Below are 24,357 nucleotides of genomic sequence, written 5' to 3' on the forward strand. Positions count from 1 at the left end.
GCCGCCCCCTTTCGATCAGGCGGTCTCGTACCGCGGGTTGAACGTCAGATCGACGGCGCTGCCGGGGCCGGATCCGTCGAGTTGGAACGTCACGGCGTTGTCGCCGGGGGCGAGCCCCCACAGAACGGCGCTCGGCCAGTCGAGCGCGCCGACCCAGTTGGAACCGTCCTGGTAACGCACCGCGGGCGGGTCGGTCGAGATCGTGACTTGCTGACCGGCGAGCAGGTTGCCGTGCCCGACCTCGGTCGGGTCGAGGGTGAACGACTCAGTCGTGACGACCTCGACGCCGTCGACGATCGCGGTTCGGGTGACCGTGAACGTGATCAGCGAGGCGGGACCGGTGACGGTCCACTTCGGCCACACGGTCACGTCACCGGGGTTCCTGACCGTCGTATTCCCGAGCACCTGCGACGACGAGACGGTCGGGAACGGGGCGAGGAAACTTGACAGCGCGCCTGTCTCCCGGTGCACGCCGATCTCGGTCGGGTCGATCCAGTACGGGTCTTCGCACCACAGCGTGATTGCCGCAGCGTCCGAGACGATCCCGTACCCCTTCGCGCCGCGCCCCTCGAACCCCTCTTGGTAGTGCACGGCGATGCGGCGCCGGCCGCCGTTCGGCCGTGCGATCTCCAGCCACCCCGGCCCGTCGCGGAGCGTCCGCGTGAACGCCGTCGCGAGCGACCGCCAACGACCGACGAACTCGTCGTGCGTCTCGCCGTAGACGTACAGCGGCCACACGATCGCCCGCGCCTGCGGTTGGGCGTACCGCAGGCGCGCCCCGCCCCGCGGATGGGCGTCGGTTGTCAGTGAGTACGGCGTCGCGCCGAGCCCGGACACGCCGTCGGCGAGCGTGAACCAACCGGCGTCCTCGTTCGTGAGCGGCCAGACCTTGCCGGTCGGGTCGGTGTACGAGGCGGTCGCGAACCCGATCTCGGGAAGGGGGACCGGCGTACTGCCGCCCCCGCCCGTCGGGGGCGGGGTGACAACCGGTGCGGTGATCAGCGGCATTTACCGTGGCCTCCCCACCCGAGCGAGCGCATCCTGTCGCCGCTGCAGCAGCTCCAGGTCGCGCACGGTCATGTCGAGCGTGCGCGGATAGAAGTTGTACGTATCGCCGGACCCGGCGACTGTCTGCCCGCTGCCGGACGGCAGCGCCGCCCGTACCGCCGAGGCGGCCGGCACAGGCTGCGGCAGGTTCCGGGCCATGCCCCGCACGACGGCGGCGCCGACCGCAGCGATCGACGAGTCGCTGTCGAGGACGGTCTGCCCGCCGCCGAACTGCAGCAGTTCGGGCCCGTTCTCGCCGACCCACGCGACCTCGCCCGGCCGGGGCCGGCCGCCGTTGGCGTATCCGCCGGGGCGGTTGTACGCCGAGGCGAGCGAGCCGTACCTCGACAGCGCGTAGCGCATGGACGCGTACACGTTGGCGAGCGGATCCCAGATGCCGCGGCCGCGCAGCTTCCCGGCGTACGCGTTGAACGTCGGATCGATGACCTGCATCAACCCCTTGGACGGTGTCCCGTTCTTGGCGTTGATGTCCCAATTGTTGATCGCGCGCGGGTTGCCGCCGCTCTCCTGGTTCATCCGGCGCAGCGTGGTGCCGAGCAGACTCGCCGGTTGCCCGACGAGCTTGAGCGCCTGCAGCACGACGCCCGACCAGCGCTTGACGCCCGAGCCGCCGATGTCTCCCGACGAGCCGCCGAACATGCTCGTCGCCGCGTTGACGACCTTGTCTTTCAGGCCCGTGAGCATCTTGAGCGGCACTTTGCCGATCATCTGCGCGAACTTGTTCTGCCCGATCTTCGCGATCTTGTCTCGGATGAACTTGGTCGCTTTGTCCCACAGCTTGCCGGGGTTGGCGAGGAAGTCGACGCCGTCCATCAGGGCGCCGCCGACCTTCTTCGCCTTGTCGCCGATCCATCCGGCGACGTCGCCCACGATGCCGCCGCCGGCGAACCGCTGCACGGGCAACTGCCCGTACTGGTTTATGTAGTTCAGGGTGTCGAACCCGACCTTGCGGGCCGACGACCGCTTGACGACGAACTCGTCGGCCATCATCAGGGCGGGGATCGAGTCCTTGCCCGGTGTACCGCCGTGGGTGCGGCCGCCCTCGGCGAGCAGCTTCGGACCGGCCGGCAGCTTGTCGAGTCCGACGAACCCGGCCACCTTGTCCCAGACGGCTTTGATCCCCTTCGTGTAGACCCACTCGATCACGAAGTTGACGGGCTTCTTCGTGATCGACTCGATCTTGCCGAACGCGGTGCCGATCGCTTCCTTCGCGGTGCCGAACGCGTCACCCACGAGTCCGACGCCGGTCTTAATGGCGTCGAACGCAGGCTTGAGCCCCTTCGACCACAGCACCGAGGCGGCCGAACTGATCCCCGTGAAAGCGGGCTGCAGGGCGTTCTTGTACAGCCACGTCCCGACCGAGCCGACTGCCTGCAGCCCTGTCTTGACGTACCCGAAGATCACGCTTACGCCGGTCCAGAACCAGCCGACGACCGTCACGATCCCTTGGAACGCGGGCTGCAGGGCGTTGCGGTAGAGCCATGTGCCGATCGCGCCGAGCGCCTGCACGCCCGCCGTGAAGTACCCGAAGATCACTTGCGCGCCGGTCCAGAACCAGCCGATGACCGTCAAGATCCCGTTGAAGGCGGGCGCGAGCGCGTTGTTCCACAGCCACATCGCGCCCGCGGCGATCCCGTTGAACGCCGGCTGCAGTGCGTTCGTCCACAGCCACGTGCCGACTGCGGCGAGCGTCTTGAACGCGATCACGATCGGCGCGATCACGAGGACAGCGAGGACCGTGAACAGCACCTTGCCTGCGGTCGCGATCGCCGAGAACACGGGCGACAGCACGTTCGACCACAGCCACACCGCGGCCGTGCCGATCGCCTGCAGCCCGATCTTGAGGTACTCGAACCCTGGCTTGAGCGCCCCGTTCCACAGCAGATCCCAACCGGCCTTGATGCCGGCCCACGTCGCCTGCACTGCCTCGCGGAACCAGGTCACCTTGTTGTAGGCGACGACGGCGGCCGCGACGAGCGCGAGGATCCCGACGACGATCAGACCGACGGGGTTCGCCGACATGACCGCGTTGAGGATGCCCTGCGCCACGGCCCACCCACGGGTGACCGCGGTCGCCGCGAGGATCACGCCGCGATAGATCGAGAAAGCCGACGTCATGCCCCACGTGGCGATCGTGGACACGCCGGCCACGACGGCGACGCCGCCGATCGCGACGCCGAGCGGGATGAGCCACGCGCCGTATTCCTTGACCCACTGCACGCCGCCCGCGAACGCGTCGCCGACACCCTTCGCGGCGGGCACGAGGACGTCGACCAGGGCGCCGCCGACGGTCTGCGCGGGCGGCAGCACGTAGTCGTTGAGGAACGTACCGAACGACTTGAGCGCGGGCAGCGCGTACTTGTCCGCGAAGTTGGCGAGCCCCTGCAGCGCCTGCCGCTTGAACACCTCGATCTGATTCGAGGCGGTGTTGTGCAGGGTCTTGCCCATCTTGTCGGCCGCGCCGCCGACTTGGCCGAGCCCCTTCGCCGCCGACGAGGGGTCCATCGCGAGCAACGCGGCGCCGAGATCCTCGGCCTGCGTCCCGAAGAGCTGGACGGCGATCTGCGACTGCAGTACCGGGTCCTTGATCCCGCGCAGCCGGTCGAGCGTGAGGTCGAGGACACCCGTCGCCGTCTTGCCGCCCTTGGCGAACTTCGCGGCCATGTCGTCGGCGTTGAGCCCGAGCGCCTTGAAACCGTCGGCGCTCGTCTTGCTGCCGTCGACGGCCCGGATCGAGAACTCTTTGATCGCGTCGGCGGCGACGTCGCCGTCGCGGGCGCCGGCCTGCAGCGCCTGATTGATCAGACCGATCGCGGTCGCGCCGTCGAGCCCGGCCTTACGCCATTGCGTCGAGTACTCGTTGACCGTGTCGATCAAGTCGCCCGCCTTGTCGGCGCCCGACTGGAACCCGGCTGTGAGCAGATCGAACCCGGCCTTGCCGTCCTTGACGAGCCCGGTCCGGATGAGCTGTCCGACCGCCTTTGTCGACTCGCCGACGTCGGCGTCGAACGTCTCGGCCAAGTTCAGCGCCGCCTTGCTGAGGCCGGCGAGTTCCTTCTTCGGGGCGTTGATGCTCGCGACGCCGTTCTGCGCAAGCGCCTTCAAGCTGTCGTTGACCTGGTCGATCGACTCGCCGTACCCCTTGGCGTAGACCGAGCCCGCGACCTTGCCCGCGCGCGCCGATTCCTTCTCGGTGAGACCGAGCTGTGCGCCCAACTTCGCGTTGCTCTTGTCCTGCTCGACCGCCTCGGCGAACCCGGCAGCGAACAGCACGCCCGCGCCCGCGGCGACGCCGGCGACGCCCTTCTTCAGGGCGCCGCCGATGCCGCCGAGGAACCCCTGCCCGGCGTCCTGTCCGGCCGAGGTGCCGACCCGCGCGGACTCGCCGCTGATCTGCTGATTGAGCAGCCGGCCAAAGCCCCTCGCTTCGGGGACGACGGACACATACCCGACGCCGACCTCGACCGGCATACGTCATTCCCCCTTGGTCTGCGCGAGGATGTGCTCGTACGCCGCTTTCGCGCGCGCCTTGTCCCGCTCGGCTTTGCCCTCGTCGGGCACCGGGTCGCCCGGCCGCCACGACGGCTTGGGCCAGGGCAGCGGGCTGCCGCCCTTCTTCGGGTCGCGGTTGGCGTTGACGAACGCCGTCAGCAGCAGCGCGAGCAGATCGCGCGTGTCCGCGGCCGTGTAGTCGCCCTGCTGCCACGCGTGGCCGTTGTGCGCGCGGGCGGTCGCCCCGTCCGGCGGCAGGTGCTCGACCAGGACGCGAAGGGTCCGCAGAGTGATCTCGCCTCGCCAGTACGCGGCGAGCGGCCCACCGGGTCCGTATCCGGGGTAGTGGTGGGCGAGGTCTGCCTCGACCGCCTCGGGCTGCTCGCCGAGGACGTCGAGGACGGTGTACGTGTAGGTCTCGACGCCGTCGTCGCCGTCGCCTACCCCTTCGTAGGGCGTACCTTGCTGACCTTGTCCTGCGCCTCGTTGCGGATGCCGACGTACAGCAGCATCACCGAGTTGATGTCGCCGCCGGCCGCGAGGAATTCCTCGAACTGGTCGCCGAGCAGGATGCGCGCGCCGGCCTCGTCGCCCTCGGCCTTGTTGAGTTCGCGCTGCATGTCGTCGGGCGTGAAGATCGGGTGCGGGAAGCTGAACACCGCGGGCGCCTCTTCGGGTCCGACCTCGAACTCGACCCGCTCGCCGCCGACCGCGTCGACGTACGAGCGCTTGACGGTCTCCAGCCGGTACCGCTTCCCGTTGGGCTTGCTCATGATCGTGTCTCTCTCTCGGGTGAGCTGCGGGTGAGCATGTGAGGGCGAGGGGCGGTCGGGGCTCACCCAGAACCGCCGCCCCCCGCCCGATCAGGGGGGCCGTTACGCGGCGAGGGAGCGCCACCCCGGCCCGTCGATCCAGTTGCGGCACGACGTGCCGACGGCCGAATCGCGGTAGGCGTTGAAGGTGACCGGGCGCTGCGTCTCCGTGCTGCGGGCCCACTGCTCGTCGTCCTTGCTGGTGAGCCTCGCGCGCGGGAAGAACTTCACGACGTAGATCTCTCCGCCGTCGTCGCCGTAGTCGAGGCCGATGCACAGCAGCCGGCGAAACGGATTGACCGGGCTCGACGGCCGGTCCCACTGCCAGGCGGTACCCATCGCGGGCAGTGCCCCGGTACCCGACAGCGCGAGACCCTCGAACAGGGCGACGGTCACGTCGTTCGTCTCCTGCGGCGTGAACTGCGCGCTGAGCACGTCTGATTCGACGTCCGAGCGGGTCGGCTCGACGGACTGCGACGAGGTGACGTCGGACATCGACAGGTCGCTCGTGAAGGTGAGCCCGTCGTCGGTGGTGTAGCCGACCGCCTTGTACCCGGCGGGAATCGCCGTCAGGGTGCCGTCGGTCGGGTTGAACGGTGCGGTGATCGCCGCGGTCGCGTAGTCCGCGGCGAACACGGCCTGCACCAATTGCTTGCGGATGTACTCGGTGTGCAGCCCGGTCTCAAGGGGTGTGCTCATGCTGGGGTTCCTCCGTGAGAAACCCCCGGCCGCCGAGCGGTCCGGGGGTGCGGTGTCTGGGGGCGGGTGAGCCCGTGATCAGGGGGCGGGGAGGGCGCGGCCGCGCAGGGACACCTCGACGGCGAACGAGGATCGTTCCTGCCCGCTCACCGGGTCGGGCGCCGAGTCGGGCCCGCCGACCTCGGCGACGTCGTACGCCACGGCGCCCCGCCAACCGGGGATCGCGAACACGAGCGCGCGCACGACCTTGACCAGGTCGGCGACTGCGCCCTCGTCGGCGCCCCAACAGTGGATGTCCAGCCGGGGCCGGTCCGTGACCCGGTCGAGCCGGCTGCCGCCGACCCGCTCGATCCGCACGAACCGTGTCGGCCGCGTACTCGGCACACGGGTGACGACCGGTACGTCGTCGCCCCGTTCGACGAGCGCCTCGCGCAGGTACCGGCGCACGATGTCGACGCCGTCGGGGAACTCGACCGGCGCCCCCATCACTCGACCCCGCGGGCGGCGTCGAGGGCGCGCAGCAACGCCCGCCGTGACACCTCGGGGTCGTTGGTCGAGTAGTCGCCGATCACGGCGCCGCGCACTCGCTGCTCGCCGGTCTCGACGTCGACCCGGAACAGCCCGCCGGCCTCGGATGCCGAGGCGGCCGCCGCCGCGACCGCCCGTGTCTTCCGCTCGATCAGCGCCCGCGTCTCGGGCGTGCGCAGGAACGAGGCGATGTTCGCTCGGTTGGGGACGAACCTCGATCCGGCCATGCGATCACCCCTCGACTGTCTTGAGCCTGATCTCGTAGTGGTGGAACTCGGCCGGCGTGTACGCCGGTCCAGGCGGGCCGATCACCTCGAAGTCGAGCCCCTGCCAGTGCACGCGCGCCGAGCCGTGCACCGTGAGCGCGTTGCCCGCGGTGTCGACCGGGTTGCAGAGCATGAGCCACTCGCCGATCTGTGCCGACCGCTGGTCGGTGTCCTCGGCGCCCGTGTTCTGCTGCAGCCACGCGGCGACCTCGGCGTGCGTCGTCGCACCCGCCGACCAGTCGTCGACCTCGTTCTCGTACCGGTCCGTCGTCCGGCCCGGATGCTCGACGTCGACGAGGTGTGGCAGTACGTCCTCGGGGATCACAGCAACCGCCGCCCGTAGCACGCCGGGTCGGGGCGCCAACCCGGCAGCCCGTGATCGGCGAGTTCGACCGAGTACGCCGCATCGGCGTCCGGGTCGGTCTCGTCCTCGGGCTGCAGTTGGGCGATCTCGTCCTCGGTGAGGTACAGCCCGCCGTCCTCGCCGAGTGATTCGCTGTACTGCCCGATCGTGCGCTGCCGGTACCCGCCGGGGTTGGCCATGACCCGACGGACGACCGCGACGCAGATCGCGCGCAGGGTCGCCTCGTCGGGCGTGTAGCCGGTCGGGATGTGCCGCCGCATGATCGCCGACGCGTCGTCGAGGTATGCGGCGACCTGCGCCCGCTTCGGGCTGCCCTCGGCGAGGGTGACGGCGGCGCGCGCCTCGTAGTCCTCGACCGTTGCGTACGCCGCCACCGCCCTACTCCTCTCGCTCGATCAGGCCGGCGCCCTCGGCGGCCGCGATGATGTCCTCGCGGCTCGCGTCGGCGGCGACGTCGAGGTCGTGCTGCTCGGCGTACGCCCGCCATGCCTCGACGCCCGAGCCGCGGCCCGAGCGGGGCGGCGCCTCTTTGGTCATCCCACTGTCGCCCACGCCCGCGGGCGAGGGCGCCTCGGCAGTGGAATCGGCGTCGGCCCATGCGTGGTCGCCGATGCGCTTCGCGACGTCGGCGGGCACCTCGCTGTCGGGCCCGTACGCCTTGCCGTCGACGTGCACGTACGCGATCAGTCGCCGGGTCATGCGATCACCTGCGCCTTGAACGTGAGGTTCGGCTCGCGCAGGATCGGCAGACCGACCGCCGCGGCGTGCGTCCACAGCCGGATCGGATCCTTCGACTTGTACGTCGCCGCGACGACGCCGGGCTGCTCGGACGCGACGAGACCGTACTCGGCTTCGAGCGCCTCGGCGGTCGTACCGAGCAGCGTCGCGCCGAGGTCGGTCGGCTGCGCCGCACTCGTCGCGCCGGCCGCGGGCAGCAGCGCGATCGCGTTCGACGGGGTGATCCGGGTCGACACGCCGTCGACCTTGACCCGCGCGTCGTACACCTCGAACGGCGGCAGATCGAGCGACCGCAGAACCGAGTTCACCTGATCCGTGTTCAGCATCGGTGCCGTGCCGGCCGGGGCGAGCGGGTACACCTGCCTGATCACCTGCTGGCACATGCCGAAGTGCGTCACGACGCCGACGGGTGCCAGGATCACGGCCGGCGTCTCGCCGTTCGTGTCCTCGTAGGTGTTCACCCACGACCGCAGATCGGTGAGCGGCGTCGCGTTCGTGTGATCGGACCACAGCACGGCGGCGACAACCGAGTGCGCAGCGATCCGGCCGAAGTCGACGGTCTGCTGCAGCTCGGTGATCGGCGCCTGCGCGTTGACGAGCACCTGCCCGCGCACGACCTCGAACCGCGCGGCGATGTTGCGGGCGATGCGCTGCGCATCCCGCGCGAGCAGCGCGAGCACGCGCTCGTCGTTCTGGTCGAGCTTCCGCAGCCGCAGCCGGTCGTACTCGTTGAGCGGGATCTTTTCGGAGATCGGGGGCAGTTCGCCCATGACCTTTCCGATCCCCTCGCGGCGGCCGATCTTCGACTCGGCGTCCCACGAGCGGAACGAGGCGGTCTCGGCGAGCCCGCCGCCGCCCTTGGTGAACTCGTACGCGATGTCGTCGACGGACACGTTCGGCAGCCACCGCGACAGCGTGAAGCGGTTCACCTGCAGGTCGGCGAGCGCTGCCCGGATCAGTCCGGTGAGTTCGGTCGGCTCAATGAACTCGGTGTCGAGAGTCCAGCTCATCTCAGATCATCCCCTCTCAGACGAACCGGATCGAGCCGGCGACGTCGGTCTTACCGGCGGCGTCGACGGCGACGGGCAGCCGCGACTCGCGCACCTTGCCGTGCGTGAGCATCGCCGCCGACGGGTCGATCGTGTTGACGGACGGCGCCTTGACGGCGGCGAACAGGAACCCGACGAGGGTCTGCCGGCCGTCGGCCGCGGCGTTGTCGTACGGGCCGTACTTGCCCGGCGTCGCCGTGATGGCGCCGAGCGGAATGCCCGACTTGAAATACCCGTCGGGGTAGTGGGTCGCCGGGGTGAATGTGCTGGTGTCGAGTGAGATCGTCTCGGTCGCGTCCGTGCCATGCGCGGACCCGAGCCACGACTGATCATCGGACCCGAACGACTCAGTCGTCTGAGCCAGAATCATGGTCGATTCCTCCGTGTTGTCAGCTCTTGTCGGCGCCCGCGCCGAGGTACTTGCGGTACAGCTCGGCGCCTGCCTCGACGCCGCCCTTACCGCCGTTCTTGCCTCGGCGGGTGCCCTGGTCGAATCCGCCGCCGCGTCGCCGACGGCGCGTGTCGCGCCCGCCCTCGCGGTCGTCGTCCTCGTCGTTCTCGTCCTTGTCGGACTGCTTCGGCGCGAGCCGCTTCACGAGCTCGGCGAGCCCTTCCTCGTCGACCTCGCCGTCGTCGTTGACGTACCTCTGCAGGTTCACGTCGTCGGCGACGTCGCCGGGGTTCGGGATCAGTCCCTTCGCGGCGGCGAGGAACGCCTGTCGCGCGAGCTTGGCGCCGTTCTTCGAGCGTTCCTCGGCGAGCGCCTTTGCGACCGCCTCGGCGACCGCCCGCTCTTGCTCGGGCATGCCCTCGCGCTTGATCTTCGCGAGTTCCTTCGCGGCGCTCGCATTCTCCTTCGCGCGCGTCTCATGCTTGCGACTGTTGGCCTTCCACTTCTCGGCCTCGGCCTTCCAGTCGGTACCGTCTCCGCCGTCCTTGTCGGACCCGTCGCCGTCGCCGTTGCCGTCCTGGTCGCCGTCGTCGCCGTCTCCCTCGTCGCCGCCGTCGCCGTCTCCGTCGCCGCCGCCGTCCGGGGCGCCGCCGGCGATCGGCCAAATCGGGTACAGCTCGGTCGGGTCCTCGCCGCGGCTCGGGCGAGCCTTGCGCCACCCGAGGGCGAGCTGCCCGGTACGGGCATGACGAGGCAGAGTGCGCGTGTGCATGGTGGTGTCTCCCGTGTCGGGGTGAGGTGAGCCTGTAGCAGTGCGCCGTGTCGGCGCGGGAATCACGGGCCGGGGATGTCGTCCGGGCCCGTGAAGTTCTGTCGGCGAACCGCGAGCAGCGGCCCGTACTCGCCGTGTTGGCGCGTGATGATCACGTCGCGGTAGTCGGGGGCGCGGCCGCCCGCATCCGAGGCGCCGACACCCTTCGCGACGGCGGAGTGCGCTGCTTTCAGCGTCGCCTCGTCGAGTACCTGCCCCGGATCCTTGTTACCGACGAGCGGCTCGACCTTGCAGTCGCAGCCGGGGTGAATCGGCATCAAGTTCTCGACCCGATACCGCTGCGTCGACGCGATCGTGCACAATGCACAGCTCTTCGTGCCGGTGAGCCGACGCCGGAAGAACTTCGCCCCGCCGCGTTCCATGGACTGCTGCGCGGCGTGCGTGCGGGCGAGCTGCAGGTCGGTCTCGGTGATCGACAGCAGCCGCGTACGCCCCTCGGCGACCGCCTGCGTGAACGCCTTGCCCTTGCTGAGCGCCGTCCACGTGGTGACGAACGGGCGCGTGTACACCTCGTCGGGCGGCACACCGCGCAGCGCCTCGGGGAGTTGCACGCCCGCCGCCGGCGTCGCGGTGCCGAGCATGTCGGCGATCATCGCCGAGAGGTACGCGTCGGTGACTTGCCCGACCTGCGCCTGCGCGGCGAGGACGGTCGGCAGCACCTGCTCGACGAACGCCGCGGCGTCGGCGTCGCGGTACCCGCTCAGGCTGTCGAACGCGTCGAGGACGAACTGAATCACCCGCGCCCGCAGGCTCGTCGACAGCGAGTCGTACCGCTCGGTGAGCGCCGCCTGCAGCGCCTCACCCACCGTTCGCCCCCTCGTCGACGTTGCCCGCCGTCGGCGCCGGGTTCGCCGGCAGCAGCGAGGCGGCGAGCAGCTTCGCCGCGGCAGCGCTCGAACTGATCCGCCGTACCTGCTGCGGCGTCTCGCCGAGCCGCTCGGCGATGACGTCGAGCGGGTAGCCGATGCTCGACAGCTTCGTCGCAGCGTCCGCCATGACGGCCGGGCTCAGGTACTGCGGGTCGGCCCACCGCACCGTTGCCTCGGTGTAATCGTCGGTCACGCCGGCCTGCGCCGCGGCGAGGCTCATCACGTCTTCGAGTCCCTCGCCGAACGATGCGATGTGCTCGCGGCACTTCGCGACGTGCATGAGGTCGAGGGCGGCGACGGTGTCGGCGCTGATGTTGATCAGGTCGCTCGCGTAGTAGTACGCGGGTGTCTGCGACAAGATCAGCATGTCGCGCACGTCCGACTCGTGTTCCTTCAAGAACCCGGTGAGGTCGGTCGCGTCGAGCTGCCCGAACTGTGCGTTCTCACCCTCGGACACCCACACCGTGTTGGGTCCGGGCGTGAACGGCTGCTCGACGACCTTGATACCGGTCGCCTGGTCGACCTTGCGCGCGAACTTGTGCCCGCGCACCCACTTCTGCCGGAATCCCGAGTACCGGCTCGCTGCCATGCGGTTCAACACACCGAGGTTCACTCGGTCTTGGGTGTCCATGACGCACGCGAACTCGGGCTCGGGGTGCTCGCCGAGGTCGGGCATGCGGGCGAACTCGACGAGCGGCAGCCCGCCGAGGTCGTGCGGCTCGCCGTCGTCCTGGTCGCCGATGTACTCCCACGAGTCCGGCCCCCATGGCAGCCGGCGGCCGCACGGCTCCGTCGTCCGGTACGGAAACGAGCGGTCGTCGTACATGACGCGCGCGTAGCCGTATCCGTCGATGTCGTTCGTGAACGCCTTGAGCCCGACGTACGGCTCGCCGGTCTCGGGGTGATGCTCGACGATGCACTCGCTCGGGTGCTCGGGCGTGATCAGCGGGCTCGGCCGGCCGTTGTCCTCGGTGCGGGTCGGGTGCGGCCCGACGAGCATGTACCCGACCGACTGCGCCATGCCGCAACGCCATACGAGTTTCTGCCGCGAGTCGAGGCGGTTCGCCTGCCACCAGCGCGAGGCGTTGTCGTCCGGTGTGCCGTCCGGTCCGGTCACGCCGAGCGCGAGCAGCCGGTGAACCGAGGCGTTCGCGATCAGCCCGCAAAAGTTCGTGCGCGCCTTGCGCTGGAAGTCCAAGAATGCGGCCTCGGCATTCTTAGGCAGCTCGGGCAGCGGCGGGCGGCCGCGGTAGTACATCCACCACCCTTCGAGCACACCCTGCCGCTTGCGCAGCCGGCGCCCAAGGCGCAGCAGCATGTAATCGGGGTTGTCGAGATCGGGTGTCTCGTCGAGCACGGTCGCCCCCTCTCTGTCAGAACGTGCCGCCGAACATGGGTTCTTCCTCCGCCGCGACACCCTTCGCGATCGCGTCGAGGCGGCACTGCCACGCGAGCACGGCAGCGACCGCGGCGTCGATCTTGTGCGGCGAGTCGGGATGCGCTTTGGCGATCTGCAGGCCCGACCGGCTCGGCCGACGCCGGGCGTTGACCAGATGCCGCACGAGCGCCGACGAGCCGTCGTGCGTCAACTCGCCCTCGGTCAAAGCGGTGTGGAACTTCTCCAGCGCCCGGACGATCAGCGTCGACCGGCCGCCCGTCATCCACCACTCGATCGGGTGCTGCCGGGTCGCCTGCACCTGCAGCCGCGGCCCGTACGCCGCTTCCCAATCGGCCACGTGCGATTCCCACTTGGCCGGGTCGGCGTAGAACCCGACGACGTCGTACGTCGCGAACGCCTCGACGATCGCGGCGAGCACCTCGACGACCGGCACCTGCCACTCGACCGGCTTGCCGTCCGGACCGACCGGCAGCCGATCGGGCTGCTCCCACACGCCGATCGTGAACAGGTGCCCGTCGGACAGCCGGCAGCCGATCAGCGCCGTCGCGTCGGTCACGCCCCGCGCCCGCTTCCGCGAGCCGTCGAACCCGAGCACGATGCGGTCGCCGGGCTGCACCTCGCGGGCGAGGTCGGACGACGCCCGCACCTCGGGCTCGGTCAGCCACGCGTCCGACGCGTGCGTGATCTGGTTCAACAGGTCGGCCCGCAGATCCTGCGGCTCGTTCGAGGTGTCCCAGAACTCTGACGTGAGCCGCTCGATCGGCGACCAGCCGGGCGCACACGGCGGGTCGTGCAGCACGCACCCGTCGGGGTGATCGCTGCTGTCGCCGTACGCGTACCGCAGCCCGGTGACGAGGGACTGCTCGTCGGTCATGTCAGTCTCGGGCGGCGCCTCACGGTGGTCGACGAGGATTCCGCGAGCCCGCGACCGGCCGTCGATGATCGCCTGATAGTCGGCCGCCGACTTCTCGGCTACCGACCCGACGCCCGGCGTGTACGCGTTCGGCGTCTCGATCAGCGACCCGCCCAGTTTCGCGGCGTTGAACCGCATCACCTTCGCGAGCCGTACGCCGCCGTTCGTCGCGGTCCATTCCTCGGTCTGATCGAGCGACGCGAAACAGGCGGGGTCGCCCTTTGTCGACGTCGCGCTCGACGTGATCGGGGAGACCTCGCCGCGCGGCAGGTAGATCACGGTGTCGAGGCATTCGAGCCCGTAGTCGGTCGACAGTGACCGGCCGCGTGCCATTTCCAGCAACGGCAACCACGTGTTGTCGGTCTGCTGCTCGGTCACCGCAGCGATACGCACGAGCGGTGTACGGATCGAGTGCCACGGTCGGCCGACCGGCTCGCCGTACGAGTCGAACCCGTCCGGCACGACGTCGGCGCACGCCTCGGCGAGCGCGATCGCCCCGACGAACGGGCTCTTCCCCCACCCTCGCGGCCGGCTGAGCAGCGCCCGGTGAATGACCCGCTTGCCGGTCACCGGGTGCAGCTCGTAGTACCGCAGCAGGAACTCGGCCTGTTCCTTTGTCGGGATGTACGGCGCCCCGTCGTCACGGCCGGGCTGCGCAAGGTTCCCGATCATCCAGTCGATGACGTACCAACCGAGCGTGGGGAACTCGCCCTCTTCCTCCGGCCCGCGCCACGGCATGACGCCCCCTTGCTACGGGCTCGTGCCCTCGTCAGTTTTCCCGCCTCGGATCGGCCGCAGGTTGCCGTACAGCTCGCGCGCCGACGGCACGCCCGAACTGCCGCGCCCCTGGTCGGCGCCGTCCGCCTCGGCGAACACCATGCGCAGCCGGGCCCGGTCCGCGGGCGTCGCCCCGAACGCCGCGACGCGCAGCCGCAGTTCGCCGGCCGCCGACAGATCGCCGCGCCACAGCCGGGCGTGAATCAGTGCGGTGTCGAGCAGGTACTGCCAGTCGGACGACCCGAAGTGCTCGGCCTGCGGCGAGTCGATCCACATCTGCCACCACTCGCGGGTGCGCTCGGGCCACACGAACTCGACGAGGTCGCCGTCGCGCTCGATCCGGAAGTCGGGCAGTTCGGGCGCCTCGGCCCGCTCCCACCTGAGCACGGTCTGCGGGATCGCGTCCTTGTTGCGCCGCGCCTTCCTGTCGTTGGGCTTCGGCGCCGGTCCCATGCCGCCCATGTGCTGTACCTCCCGTGTCGGGTGCGCCGCCGCACACCCGTGTCGGGCGCTACAGCAGCGAGTCGATTACGTGCTGCAGGTCGCCGAGGCGCTGCGGCGTGCCGCCGAACGTCCGCCCCGTGACCGCGATGTACCGGCCGGTGCCGTACAGCTCGACCGAGCCGCCGCCGACCGTGATGCGCCTGCCGTGCGGCAGTGCGCCGTACCCCCAGATGTGCAGCCCGTCGCCGCCCTGAGACACCTCGACCCACGTCGAGTCGCCGACGGCGTCGAGGACGTTGCGCGCCCAACCGGCGACCTCGCCCTCGGCGTCGAGGCAGTGATCGAGGTCGAGGCAGACGACGCCGTCGCCGTCGAGGACGAACCCGAGCCCGGCGCCCGCGGTCGAGCGGGCGGCATCCCGGTGCGTCGACCAGGACGCGGGGTCGGTGCTGCTCGCGGCCGCGCCGTCGACGGTGACCGGCACCTTCCGCGAGGTGCGCCGGATCCACCGGGGCCGGCTCGTCAACTCGGCCGGGACCGTGCGGGCCGCGCGGTGAGCGGCGGCGCGGTGAGCAGGCTTACAGAACCGCGCGTGAGACCGGGCCGTGATCGGCATCGGGCCCCCGCAGTGCTCGCACTCGCGCCTCGTCGTCATGAGTCCATGATACCGCGGCGTACGCTTTTAGCGCTCTGACCTGCGTGTATCAGGTTCGTATCGGGAGTGCGGCAGGCTGAGAGGCGCTGTACGGCCCCTCAACCGCGCGCCATCAAATCAGCCTGCCGCATCCCTGCCCGCCCGCCAGCGGACCGCCCACGCCCCGCAGCGTGGCCGTTTTCCCCAGACCCGTACAGATCCTTAGCCGCAGCACCTCCCGAGCCCCAGACGGGGGCGGGGAGGGGAGTCACCCCCCAGGGGGGAGCCTCGAATTCAGCGAGCGATCTCGGGGGATCGAGTCCGGTTCGTTCTTCCGTCGCGGTCGGCAAACTGTGCCGCCCGTACGGCAGTTGCAAGCCTCTGACCTGCACTTATGCGCAATGCCTCGCAAACATGCAGGTCAGAGCGTTGCGGGTGCATGTGGTGTGCACCCCTCGTCGTACGTGCCTGTCGTTCCTGCACCTGCGACTGAACGATGCATAAACGTGCAGGTCAGAGCGTTGCGATCGTCGTGCAGGCTGCTCGATTTGGTCCGCGGTCCGGTAGTTGTGCGCTCGGTCCTCAAATCATGCGCCGCGTACGAGAGTTGCGATGCTCTGACCTGCAGCTTTGTGCATGTCGAATGACCCTCGACCGTGCGGTTCGGGTGCTGGTCGAGCAGCGTGTCGGGAACACCCTCGCTCGTACCTCTCTGACCTGCGGCGATGCAGGCATCTGTGCGTACGTGCAGGTCAGGGGGGTGCAACTCGGGGCGGGGGGTGTGGAGTTGCCGGGGGTCAGAGCAGACCGGGGTGTCGCTCACGGGGGCGGGTCATGCGTACGGCCCACCGTGCCTCGTTCCCCTGTCGGCTGCTCTTGCGTGCGTGGCAGTCCTCGCACAGCGCCTGTAGGTTCTCGGGCCGGTGGTCGTCGCGGTCGCCGATGTGGTCGACCTGGTTCGCCGGCCTCGCGCAGCGTGTGCCGTTCTCGAACCACTGACAGCGGTACTGATCGCGGGTGAGGACGAACGGCCGGATGCGGGTGTACCAGTCGGGCGGCAGCTCTGCCCGCCTCGTGCTGCCTGCCCAACCGCCGCTCATGAGTCGTCGTCCTCGTCGTCCTGGTCGCGACCGTCGTCGTACGGATCGGCTCGTTCTGTGCTGCTGTCGAGGGCGGCGCCGGGTGCGAACCCGAACGTCATGCCTCGCTCGGTCGGCTGCTCGCTGCGCAGCGCGTCGAGCATGCGCAGCGCAGCGTTCTCGGCGTCGTCGAGGCGGCGTCGGCTGTAGCCCTTGGCTTTGATCTCGACCTCGTGGGTCCCGTCCGATAGCCGTATGCGCATGGGGCGGGACCCTTCCGAGTCGGTGTCAGTTCACGCCGGTTGCCTCGCCGTTGACCATGGTCGCCAGGACGCGCGCGGCACCTTCCTTCTTCGCCGGAACCGGGCACATCATCACCTGATCGTCGTTCTCGATCGTGATGAACAACTGCGTCTGATCCTTCTTCAGCGCGAGCGCGAACACTCCGGTCAGCAGTACGCGGGTCGCTGTGACGCGCTTGCCGGCGTCCTCGCCGCGTTCGATGGTGATGCGGGCGCCGTCGATCGGGATCGGATCCTGATTGGGTGCGCGGAACTTGCCGCCCATGACGGTTATGCCGGCCTGCGCGGCGGCTTGGGTGATCTGCCGCTGTCGGCGTGCTGCGGCTTTTTCTTCGTCGGTCTTCTTGCCGAACACGGGTGCCCCCCTCGTGTGGTTCTGGGTGAGGGTCCATGGTGCATGTGCGCCGTCGGGTGTGGCCAGTGTTCGAGGTGGCACGCGCGGGGCGGTCAGCAAACCCGCCATGGTTCGTAGTGATCCCGCCCCGCGCGAGTGGGGGCGGCGCCGCCTCGGGGGGTGAGGCGGCGCCGGCCGGTCGACGGTGGGGTGTGCCGACCGGCATTGGGGGGGGAATGACGAACGCCCCGCGGAGGGGCGGGGCGTTCGGGAAGATTCTGTGTCCGGGCATGGCGGACTTGGGCCCAAGAATGCGACACGTGATCGTCCGGAGTCAAGCGCGGCGGCGATTGAGAGAGATCGCGCTCGTACGCGCGCGCCCTACTACCTGTAGGTGCTCTCTCTACGGCCACCCCCCCATATATGGGAGGGGAGGGGAACGCGCGCGCGCGAGTCCCGCAGGAGTCCCCCAGGGACACAACGCGGTGACCTGCGACGACGTCAAAAAAGGGCGAGCGATTCGCGTTGGAATCGCGAGCGAATCGCGTGCGAATCCTCGTGGGAATCCGCGCAGAAAGGTGTACGGGCACAGCAAAGCGCCCCGCCCGGCGCTGTGCCGAACGGGGCGTCGGGTGGGGCGTCACGAGGTGTGCGGCCGCCACTCGTCGAGGTACCCAGGGCGGTCGGCGTACGGCAATGCGAGCAAACACAGCACGTCGCCGATCTCGCCTTGCAGGGCGCGCGCCCGCGCTCGGCTCTCGGCGCTTACGGGGTGGCGCACTTGCTCGCGCAACTCGTCGTACTGGCGCAGGACGCCGCGTTTGGCCTCGACCTCGGCGAGCACGCGCGCCGGGTCGTGCTCGGCCATGTGCACGACTCGGGCCATAGCGACGTCGATGTTCCAGGGGTTCAGCTCGGATGCGACGAGGGTGCCTCGGGCGGTGACCGTGGCCTGACGGGGTCCGCCCGTGTCTCCGGTCGGGTAGTGCCGTGCCGCCCACGAGGGTTGCGGGTCCTGCCCCTGTATGTCGGGTGCGCTCGCAGCGCGTGCGATCTGCTCGTCGTAATCGAGCTGCGCGCGCAGCCACTGCAGGAACTCGTCGGTCATGGACTGATCCTCTCGTGCCTGCGCCCCGTGCCGCGAGGGGTGCGGTACGGGGCGCAGTGGGGCGGGCGGTCTACTCGGGGTCGGCGACTGAGACGACGAGCTGTTGCAGCTTCCCGCCGAACGACAGCCGGCCCGTGGGGGTGTCCGATCCGGTCGCGCCGGCCGCGTACGCGTCGGCGACGAACGCCGCGATCTCTTCGAGGGTCATGAACTTGCCCGCGGGCGCGTGCTCGATCTTCTTCGGCATGGTTCCTCCGTGGCTACTTCCGCGGACCGTTCTGCGACTTCCAGCCTGCCAGGAACCCGCGATTGTGCGTGACGTACGTCGTCGCCCCGCGGCGGCCGCCGCCCGCCACCCACGCGACGGCGACCACCGCGGCGGCAGCGAGCAGCCGCACGAGGCTGTCGACGAGGATCTGCAGCGCGAGCATGCCGAAGTACGAGCCGACGCCCGCCCCGACCGCGAGTACACCCTTCGCGGCAGTGCGCTGCGCCTGCGGGTCGAGGACAGGTGTTGCCGGTGCCGCAACGGTCTCGACCGGTGCGTACTCGGGCCCGTACTGCGGGTAAAGCATGCCCTCGATCCGCACATACCCGATCACGCGCATACCGGGCGGCGGGGCGGGCGCGAGGTGCTGCTCGGCGGCGGGCACGACGCTGGTCGGGGTCACGGTCCGGGCGAGGGGCGCCGGGCGTACGGCGGGGCGTTCGGGGTGCATGGCGGGTCCTAGCTCGCGGTGTTGGGGCGGTGTCGCTCGATGTGGCGGCCGAGGTCGCGCAGCAGCAGCCCGAGCCGGTCGACGCCGAGCCCGGCGAGCAGCACGACGACCAGGTGCAGGGCGGGCAGATCGAGGCGCGGCGGGCCGTCGACGGGGTCGAGGCTGAGCAGCAGCACGGCGATCGGGCCGACCGGGGCGAGGATCCGCACGGTCTCACCGACCCCGCGTACGGCTCGCGCGGTACGACGGCGGGCGGGCGTGGGGCGGGTCATGAGCCGGTGTCTCCTCCAGCGAGGCCCAAGTCTTGGGCGAGCTTCAACATGACGAGGGGCAGGGCGCCGATCGGCACGAGCACCTCGCGGGCGCGGTTGCCGTCGCGCGGGCCGACGACCCGGTGCTCTTCGAGGGCGTTCATCACGCGATCGGCCTCGGCGGCACCGATGCGTAGCTTCCGCTGCAGCATCGAGACCGATCCGAACTGCGTGCTCACGATCAACTCGGCGGCGTGCAGGATCAGTTCGGGTGAGACGCCGACCGCGGGCGGTTCCTGGCCGGGGCGCACGGCGTACCGCCCGTACTTGGGCTTGTGCACGCGAGGGTCGTCGCCGAGCCATCGGCCGAGCGTGGCGGCGTGCGGTGCTTCGAGGTCGGGGTGCAGGCGGGCGAACACGTCGCGGATCGCCTCCGGCCCGATCCCGTCCGGGCCAGCTTTGAGAACGATCTCGAACGCGATCGCCTTGCGCGGGTCGACACTGGTCGACGACGCCTCGTCGGGGGTGACGGGCGGGGTGTACGAGAGTCCGCTCGCCTCGAAGATCGCGCGCGCCTCGGCCTCGATGTCCGGGTCGCGCGAGGTCGTCTCGTCGATCTCGCCCCGGATTCGGCGCAGAGTGGCGTCGGCGTCGGCGATCGCCGCATCACCGGTCGGGATCGGCTCGGACTCGGCCGGCTCGGCGGGGTCGTCCCAACCGGCGGTTGGGTCGGTCCACCCCTCGCGCACCGGGCGCTCGGCGGGCGGGTCGGCAACGGCGACGGCGGCCGGGGCGGGCGCGGCCGCGGCGCTGAACAGGTGGTCGGTGTTCTCCCACCTGCGCTCGTACGCCTCGCCCGCGGCGCGGCGGGACAGCTCGTCGAGTTCGGGCCGGTACTCGGCGGTCGCGACGACGATCTTCGCGATCTCACTCGGGGTCATGCGGTACACGACCAGGGCGCGGGCGGGGTCGTCGAGAACCTTGATCGCGCCCGTACCGGCCGTCGGCATGTCCTCGGGCGAGATCTTGTCGTTCCACCCCATCAGGTAGGCGATCTCTCGCTCGTCAGACTTCATAGCGATCTTGAGACCGGACTGCACGACGAGCTGCGGCTCTTCGAGCACATCCTGCGTCGCCCGCAGCGCCGAGGCGATCACGTTGCATGCCACGGCCCGCGCGAGTTCGACGACCTGCAGCAGCACGTCGCCGGCCTTACGGATCGTCGGATTGCGGCGAGCCTTGCCCGAGTACAGTTCGGCGATCTCGTCGGCGTTCGCGATGATGCCGGGCACGGCCGGGCTCACCGGAATCTTGTCGTCGTCCGCCTCGATCTGCAGGTCGGCGTACCCCGGCTTGCGCGCCTTGGCGATGCGCAGCAGCGTCTCGGCCATGGCGAGCACCTTCTCGGGGGTGTCGGCGACCCAGTCGATCGGCGGTCGTCCGGGCCGGCCCGCCTTGTGCCACGCGCGCAGCCACGGCAGCGCGAGCGAGCCGCCGTTGAGGTCGATCACCCACACGAGCACGTCGATCATGCGGAGTTGACCCGCGATCGTGACGTTCATCAGGTTCGACTTGCCCGACCCCTTGCGGCCGGTGAACACGGCGGTCAGTTGCCGGATGCACGGCGCTGCCTCGCTGCCGTCCTTGTGTCGGCCGATCTGCAGACCGTCGTTCAGCGAGCGGGGCGAGTAGTCGTCGGGGTACATGGTCGGGCCGGCCGCGACCTGGTTCTCGGTCTCGACGTTCGCGAGGAACGAGCCGCGGTCGGCACCCTCGACGATCTCGACCGAGCAGCCGTTCGGCAGCCGCGCGTCGCCCGCTAGTCCGTCTTGGTACCGCTGAATGTCGCGCCACGTATACCCGCCCTCGGGCAACCGCCCTTCGAGGGTCATGCCGCCGCTCGGCCACATCTCGACGCCGACGACCCGCACGCCCTCGATCCCGGTCACGCGCGAGAACCGTGCTGACCACTGATCGGCGAGCGCCCGGTACCGGCGCATGATCCCGTCGTGCGCGGCGGCGGTGTTCTCGGCCTCGCGCGCGGCCTCGGCCCGGCGCCGGGCAGCCCGGCGCCCCGCGAGGGCGGCGCCGAGCCCGACCGCCCCCGAGGCGAGGGCGGCGAGGCAGTTGACGGTCCACGGGCCCGAGTTGAGCGCCCACGAGCACCACGCGCCCGCCCCGACCCACGCCGCGGCGTTGAGCACGAGGTCGACGCGCCCGAGACCGGCCCGCCGGCCCGCGATGAACGAGCCGACGAGCCCGGCGCCCGCGACGCCGACACCCCACCAGGGGGACGCGCCGGCCGCGTTCGCCGCGTACGAGCCGGCGAGCGCGGAACCGGCGGCGCTGATCGGGGCAGTGAGCGGGCCGTGACCCGACTCCCAGTCGATACGCACTGTCTGCCCTTTCAGAGAGTCGCGTCGGCGTTGCGCGTGACGTCCCACATGGCCTCGGCGCCGCGGCCCTTGCGCGGGTTGGTGATGCGCTCGATGTCGACCGCGTGGCACTTGCGGAACGCGTCGGGCAGCGCGCGGGAGACTTCGGCTGCCTTCATCTGCAGCTTGTAGACCTCCTGCATGATCCCGATGATCCGGGGGTCGAGCGGCTGCTCGGCGTCGGCGCGGGCCGTCGAGATCTTCATCGAGTTGGCGACGTGTTCGAGGGCGTCGGGCAGCGCCGCGAAGTCGCGGCCGACCTGCATCATGCCGTCGGGGTCGTAGGTGGCTGCGATGCGTTCCATCTCCATTGCGGGTGCAAGGAAGTGGTGTCCGCCGGTTCCCGGCATGGCGTGTCCTCCGTAGGTCGAGCGGGAGCCGCCGGCGGTCGCCGGGCGGCGTACGAACGTGGCGACGGGCGGCGGCGCCGAGGCGACAGCCGGGCCCGTCATGGCCGGACCGGCGGCCGTACGGCGAGCGGCCCGCCGCTGCCGACGGCGCTGCCAGACGGCGCGCAGGGTGGCGAGGCCGGCCCGCACGCTGCGGTTCCACACGGCCGAGGCGAAGCCGGCGAGCCCGGCGCGGGCGCCGTCCCACAGCGCCCCGGCGGCGCGGCCGATGCGGCGAGCAGCAGCTCGTCGTGCCGTAGCGGTGTTGCGCCACAGCGCGCGGGCGGGCGCGGCAGCCCAGCGCCCGGCGCGGCCGATACCGCGGGCGGCGCGAGCGATCCCGCGCCCCGCGGCACGGATGCCGCGCCCCGTGCTGGCCATGCCGCGGCGAGCTGCGCTCGCGGCGGGGCGTACTCGTCCGAGCAGCCCGCGCGAGCGGGGCGTGCGCGTCCTGGTCGACGAGGTCGAGGGCGACGTCGAGGTGCCGCCCCGCTTGGGGCGCTTGTGCTTGCCCGCGCCCGCGGGCGAGGGCAAGCCGCCCTGCTTGAGGCGCCCCGCGCCCCGACCGCCGAACGAGCCGAGGGCGCCCCGACGGGTACGGCCCGAGCCGCCCCGCCCCGACACCCCCGCCCCGAGGGCGCCGCCGCGCCCCGATGACCCGCCCCGGCGTGACGCCCCGCCCCGCCCTGTGCTGCCGAGCGTCCCGCCCCGCGTCCGCCCTCGGTTCGAGGTGCCCGCCCCGGCGCGAGGGCGCCCCGCGGCGGCGGTCGTACGGCGGCGTACGGTCCGGCGGCGCTGCAGGGCGCCCCCGACCGCGAGGGTCACGACGGTTCCGGCTGCGACGGCGAGCCCGGCGGGCCCGGCAGCTTGGTACGCGGCGGTCGCCACCATGGCCGAGGCGTTGCTCACCCCGATCACGACCGGCTCGGCGGGCACGCCGCGGCCGCGGGTGGCACGCGGCGCGGGGTCGTCGGCCGCCTCGGCAGCCGGCTCGGGCGCGGGTACGGGCGGCGGCGCGGGTGCCGCCTCGACGGGCGGATCGGGCGCGGCCGCCGTGGGTGCGGGCGGTGCTGTGGTGTCTGACACCGGGGTTGCTCCTTCACTGCGACTGCGGTCGTGGTGCTGCGGGGTGTGGTGGTGAGGGGTGTATGGGCCGGTCAGAGGGGGGTGAGGTCGAACTGTGACTGCAGTTGCAGTCACAGTCAGACCGTCACGAGCCGGTGAGCGCCCGCACGTTGGGCGAGCCGAGTTCGAGCAGCTTCGGGTCGTCCGCCTCGACCTCGTCGCGCAGCTTCTGCGCGTGGCGGCGGGACTTGTACGGGTAGCCGAGCGCGTGCTCGGACTCCAGCAGCTTGACGATCGCGCCCTCGCCGGGGCGGCCGTTCAGTTCGGCGTACAGCGCCTTGATCTTCTTCTTCACCTCGGCTCGGGTCGGGGGCCGCTGCTCGTCGCGGGGCGCCTCGTCGTCGCCCTCGCCGTCGGGGCGCTCCGGGGCGCCCTCGGGGTCGGACGCGTCATCCTGCGGGGCGCCCTCGCTGTCGGGGGCGTCGCCCTGCGGGGCGCCCTGGTCGTCCGGGGCGGGGCGCTCGGGGGCGCCCTCGTTCGCCGGGTCGAGTTCCTTCGGGGCGCCCTCGGGTTCCGGGGCGGGGCGCTGCGGGGCGCCCTCGCTCGGGTCGGCAGGGTCGGCCGGGGGCGGGGGCGGCAGAGCCGGGGCGCCCTGCGGGGCGGGTGCGATCGCCGGGGCGCCCTCGTCGTGCCCGCCGACGTGATCGCCCTCGGGCAGCGCAGCGGCCGGGGCGCCGCCGACGTCGAGCACGCCCTCGATCGGCGCGAGGGGGCGGCCGTACCGGGTGAGCCGCAGCGCGAGCACAGCCTCGATCGGAGCCTTCGAGCGCCACCTGCGCCCGTACCGCCGACGCAGCCGGGCCCGCTCGATCAGCCGCTCTTGTTCGAGCTTGATCACCTGCTCGTACGACCGCAGTTCCCACAGCTTCATGCGCCGCCACAACAGGAACGTGCCGACGGGGTCGAGCAGCCACCGGGACAGCCGTACTGACTCCATGTGCTTGGCGGCGCTGATGTCCGCGGCGACGCCGACCGCGTGCCGAGCCGCCTCGACGACGGCGACGAACAGAACGGGGATCACCGCGTGCATGCCGACGCCGATCGGGTCCGGCCACGCGGCCGCGCCGTTGAAGGCGATCGTCGCCGCGGTGAGTAGCCACGCGATGTGACGCAGCATCGGCAGCGGAATGCGCAGCCATGTAAGCAGCAGATCGAGCGCGAGCAGTACGAGAATCCCGGCGTCGAGCCCGATCGGGAAGATCATTGCGAACTGTCCGAAGTGCTTCGCTTCCGCGAGGGCGCGAACCGCGGCGTACGAGCCGATGAACCCGATCAGGGCGATCACGGCAGCGCCGAGCGCCACCCCGGCGATGATCCTGCGCTGCAGGGTGGTGAGCTGC

The 24,357-nt window shown here is 70.8% G+C and carries 27 protein-coding genes; all 27 read right to left on the reverse strand.

Annotated features, from left to right (window positions below; genetic code table 11):
* Positions 1-15: 15 nt before the first annotated feature.
* The 27 genes from ABZZ79_RS00755 to ABZZ79_RS00885 all read right to left on the reverse strand — a co-directional run bounded on the left by ABZZ79_RS00755 (position 16) and on the right by ABZZ79_RS00885 (position 24,344).
* The gene (locus ABZZ79_RS00755) at positions 16-1,008 is read right to left on the reverse strand and encodes a phage tail protein (protein WP_356684978.1); all 993 of its coding nucleotides are present in this window, start codon (positions 1,006-1,008) and stop codon (positions 16-18) included.
* Positions 1,009-4,539 carry a phage tail tape measure protein gene (locus tag ABZZ79_RS00760; RefSeq protein ID WP_356684980.1) on the reverse strand — a complete coding sequence of 1,177 codons (3,531 nt, stop codon included), beginning with the start codon at positions 4,537-4,539 and terminating at the stop codon, positions 1,009-1,011.
* A gap of 461 nt (positions 4,540-5,000) precedes the next feature.
* Positions 5,001-5,333, reverse strand: a complete 333-nt coding sequence (locus ABZZ79_RS00765) for a hypothetical protein (RefSeq protein ID WP_356684982.1) — start codon at positions 5,331-5,333, stop codon at positions 5,001-5,003.
* 102 nt (positions 5,334-5,435) lie between these two features.
* Positions 5,436-6,071, reverse strand: a complete 636-nt coding sequence (locus ABZZ79_RS00770; RefSeq protein ID WP_356684984.1) for a phage tail protein — start codon at positions 6,069-6,071, stop codon at positions 5,436-5,438.
* A 78-nt stretch (positions 6,072-6,149) separates the two neighbouring features.
* Positions 6,150-6,557 (reverse strand): hypothetical protein, encoded by a 408-nt coding sequence (locus ABZZ79_RS00775; protein WP_356684985.1) that lies wholly within the window; start codon positions 6,555-6,557, stop codon positions 6,150-6,152.
* Positions 6,557-6,826 carry a hypothetical protein gene (locus ABZZ79_RS00780; RefSeq protein WP_356684987.1) on the reverse strand — a complete coding sequence of 90 codons (270 nt, stop codon included), beginning with the start codon at positions 6,824-6,826 and terminating at the stop codon, positions 6,557-6,559. Before ABZZ79_RS00780 ends, ABZZ79_RS00775 begins: the two co-directional genes overlap by 1 nt.
* 4 nt (positions 6,827-6,830) lie before the next feature.
* The gene (locus ABZZ79_RS00785) at positions 6,831-7,190 is read right to left on the reverse strand and encodes a hypothetical protein (RefSeq protein WP_356684989.1); all 360 of its coding nucleotides are present in this window, start codon (positions 7,188-7,190) and stop codon (positions 6,831-6,833) included.
* On the reverse strand, positions 7,187-7,603 hold the full coding sequence (locus ABZZ79_RS00790; RefSeq protein ID WP_356684991.1) for a hypothetical protein: 417 nt from the start codon (positions 7,601-7,603) through the stop codon (positions 7,187-7,189). Before ABZZ79_RS00790 ends, ABZZ79_RS00785 begins: the two co-directional genes overlap by 4 nt.
* Positions 7,604-7,607: 4 nt before the next feature.
* Positions 7,608-7,928 (reverse strand): hypothetical protein, encoded by a 321-nt coding sequence (locus ABZZ79_RS00795; RefSeq protein WP_356684993.1) that lies wholly within the window; start codon positions 7,926-7,928, stop codon positions 7,608-7,610.
* Entirely contained in the window at positions 7,925-8,977 is a 1,053-nt protein-coding gene (locus tag ABZZ79_RS00800; protein WP_356684995.1) for a major capsid protein, read from the reverse strand. Before ABZZ79_RS00800 ends, ABZZ79_RS00795 begins: the two co-directional genes overlap by 4 nt.
* Positions 8,978-8,993: 16 nt before the next feature.
* Positions 8,994-9,386 (reverse strand): head decoration protein, encoded by a 393-nt coding sequence (locus ABZZ79_RS00805; protein ID WP_356684997.1) that lies wholly within the window; start codon positions 9,384-9,386, stop codon positions 8,994-8,996.
* Positions 9,387-9,405: 19 nt separating this feature from the next.
* Positions 9,406-10,179 (reverse strand): hypothetical protein, encoded by a 774-nt coding sequence (locus tag ABZZ79_RS00810; protein WP_356684999.1) that lies wholly within the window; start codon positions 10,177-10,179, stop codon positions 9,406-9,408.
* Between the two features lie 62 nt (positions 10,180-10,241).
* Positions 10,242-11,045, reverse strand: coding sequence for a hypothetical protein (locus ABZZ79_RS00815; protein ID WP_356685001.1), 804 nt, complete (start codon positions 11,043-11,045; stop codon positions 10,242-10,244).
* Entirely contained in the window at positions 11,038-12,465 is a 1,428-nt protein-coding gene (locus ABZZ79_RS00820; protein WP_356685003.1) for a phage portal protein, read from the reverse strand. Before ABZZ79_RS00820 ends, ABZZ79_RS00815 begins: the two co-directional genes overlap by 8 nt.
* A gap of 16 nt (positions 12,466-12,481) precedes the next feature.
* Entirely contained in the window at positions 12,482-13,990 is a 1,509-nt protein-coding gene (locus ABZZ79_RS00825) for a terminase (RefSeq protein ID WP_356685005.1), read from the reverse strand.
* A 180-nt stretch (positions 13,991-14,170) separates the two neighbouring features.
* Positions 14,171-14,659 (reverse strand): hypothetical protein, encoded by a 489-nt coding sequence (locus ABZZ79_RS00830; protein ID WP_356685007.1) that lies wholly within the window; start codon positions 14,657-14,659, stop codon positions 14,171-14,173.
* Positions 14,660-14,708: 49 nt separating this feature from the next.
* Positions 14,709-15,296, reverse strand: a complete 588-nt coding sequence (locus tag ABZZ79_RS00835) for a bifunctional DNA primase/polymerase (protein ID WP_356685009.1) — start codon at positions 15,294-15,296, stop codon at positions 14,709-14,711.
* A 776-nt stretch (positions 15,297-16,072) separates the two neighbouring features.
* On the reverse strand, positions 16,073-16,375 hold the full coding sequence (locus ABZZ79_RS00840; protein ID WP_356685011.1) for an HNH endonuclease: 303 nt from the start codon (positions 16,373-16,375) through the stop codon (positions 16,073-16,075).
* A complete protein-coding gene (locus tag ABZZ79_RS00845; RefSeq protein ID WP_356685013.1) occupies positions 16,372-16,617 on the reverse strand; it encodes a hypothetical protein in 246 nt (81 codons plus the stop codon). Before ABZZ79_RS00845 ends, ABZZ79_RS00840 begins: the two co-directional genes overlap by 4 nt.
* A 25-nt stretch (positions 16,618-16,642) precedes the next feature.
* Positions 16,643-17,011 (reverse strand): hypothetical protein, encoded by a 369-nt coding sequence (locus ABZZ79_RS00850; RefSeq protein WP_356685016.1) that lies wholly within the window; start codon positions 17,009-17,011, stop codon positions 16,643-16,645.
* A 619-nt stretch (positions 17,012-17,630) separates the two neighbouring features.
* Positions 17,631-18,098 carry a DUF6221 family protein gene (locus ABZZ79_RS00855; protein ID WP_356685018.1) on the reverse strand — a complete coding sequence of 156 codons (468 nt, stop codon included), beginning with the start codon at positions 18,096-18,098 and terminating at the stop codon, positions 17,631-17,633.
* A gap of 70 nt (positions 18,099-18,168) precedes the next feature.
* On the reverse strand, positions 18,169-18,345 hold the full coding sequence (locus tag ABZZ79_RS00860; protein ID WP_356685020.1) for a hypothetical protein: 177 nt from the start codon (positions 18,343-18,345) through the stop codon (positions 18,169-18,171).
* A gap of 13 nt (positions 18,346-18,358) precedes the next feature.
* Positions 18,359-18,817 (reverse strand): hypothetical protein, encoded by a 459-nt coding sequence (locus ABZZ79_RS00865; protein WP_356685022.1) that lies wholly within the window; start codon positions 18,815-18,817, stop codon positions 18,359-18,361.
* A gap of 8 nt (positions 18,818-18,825) precedes the next feature.
* The gene (locus ABZZ79_RS00870; protein ID WP_356685024.1) at positions 18,826-19,089 is read right to left on the reverse strand and encodes a hypothetical protein; all 264 of its coding nucleotides are present in this window, start codon (positions 19,087-19,089) and stop codon (positions 18,826-18,828) included.
* The gene (locus ABZZ79_RS00875; protein WP_356685026.1) at positions 19,086-21,464 is read right to left on the reverse strand and encodes a DNA translocase FtsK; all 2,379 of its coding nucleotides are present in this window, start codon (positions 21,462-21,464) and stop codon (positions 19,086-19,088) included. The genes ABZZ79_RS00870 and ABZZ79_RS00875 overlap by 4 nt, the downstream gene beginning before the upstream one ends.
* Positions 21,465-21,475: 11 nt before the next feature.
* Positions 21,476-22,978, reverse strand: coding sequence for a hypothetical protein (locus ABZZ79_RS00880; RefSeq protein WP_356685028.1), 1,503 nt, complete (start codon positions 22,976-22,978; stop codon positions 21,476-21,478).
* Between the two features lie 124 nt (positions 22,979-23,102).
* Complete coding sequence (locus tag ABZZ79_RS00885) at positions 23,103-24,344, reverse strand: DUF2637 domain-containing protein (protein WP_356685836.1); 1,242 nt, start codon at positions 24,342-24,344, stop codon at positions 23,103-23,105.
* Positions 24,345-24,357: the final 13 nt, after the last annotated feature.

The sequence above is a fragment of the Streptomyces sp. NPDC006458 genome (assembly GCF_040612135.1).
Classification (GTDB): domain Bacteria; phylum Actinomycetota; class Actinomycetes; order Streptomycetales; family Streptomycetaceae; genus Streptomyces.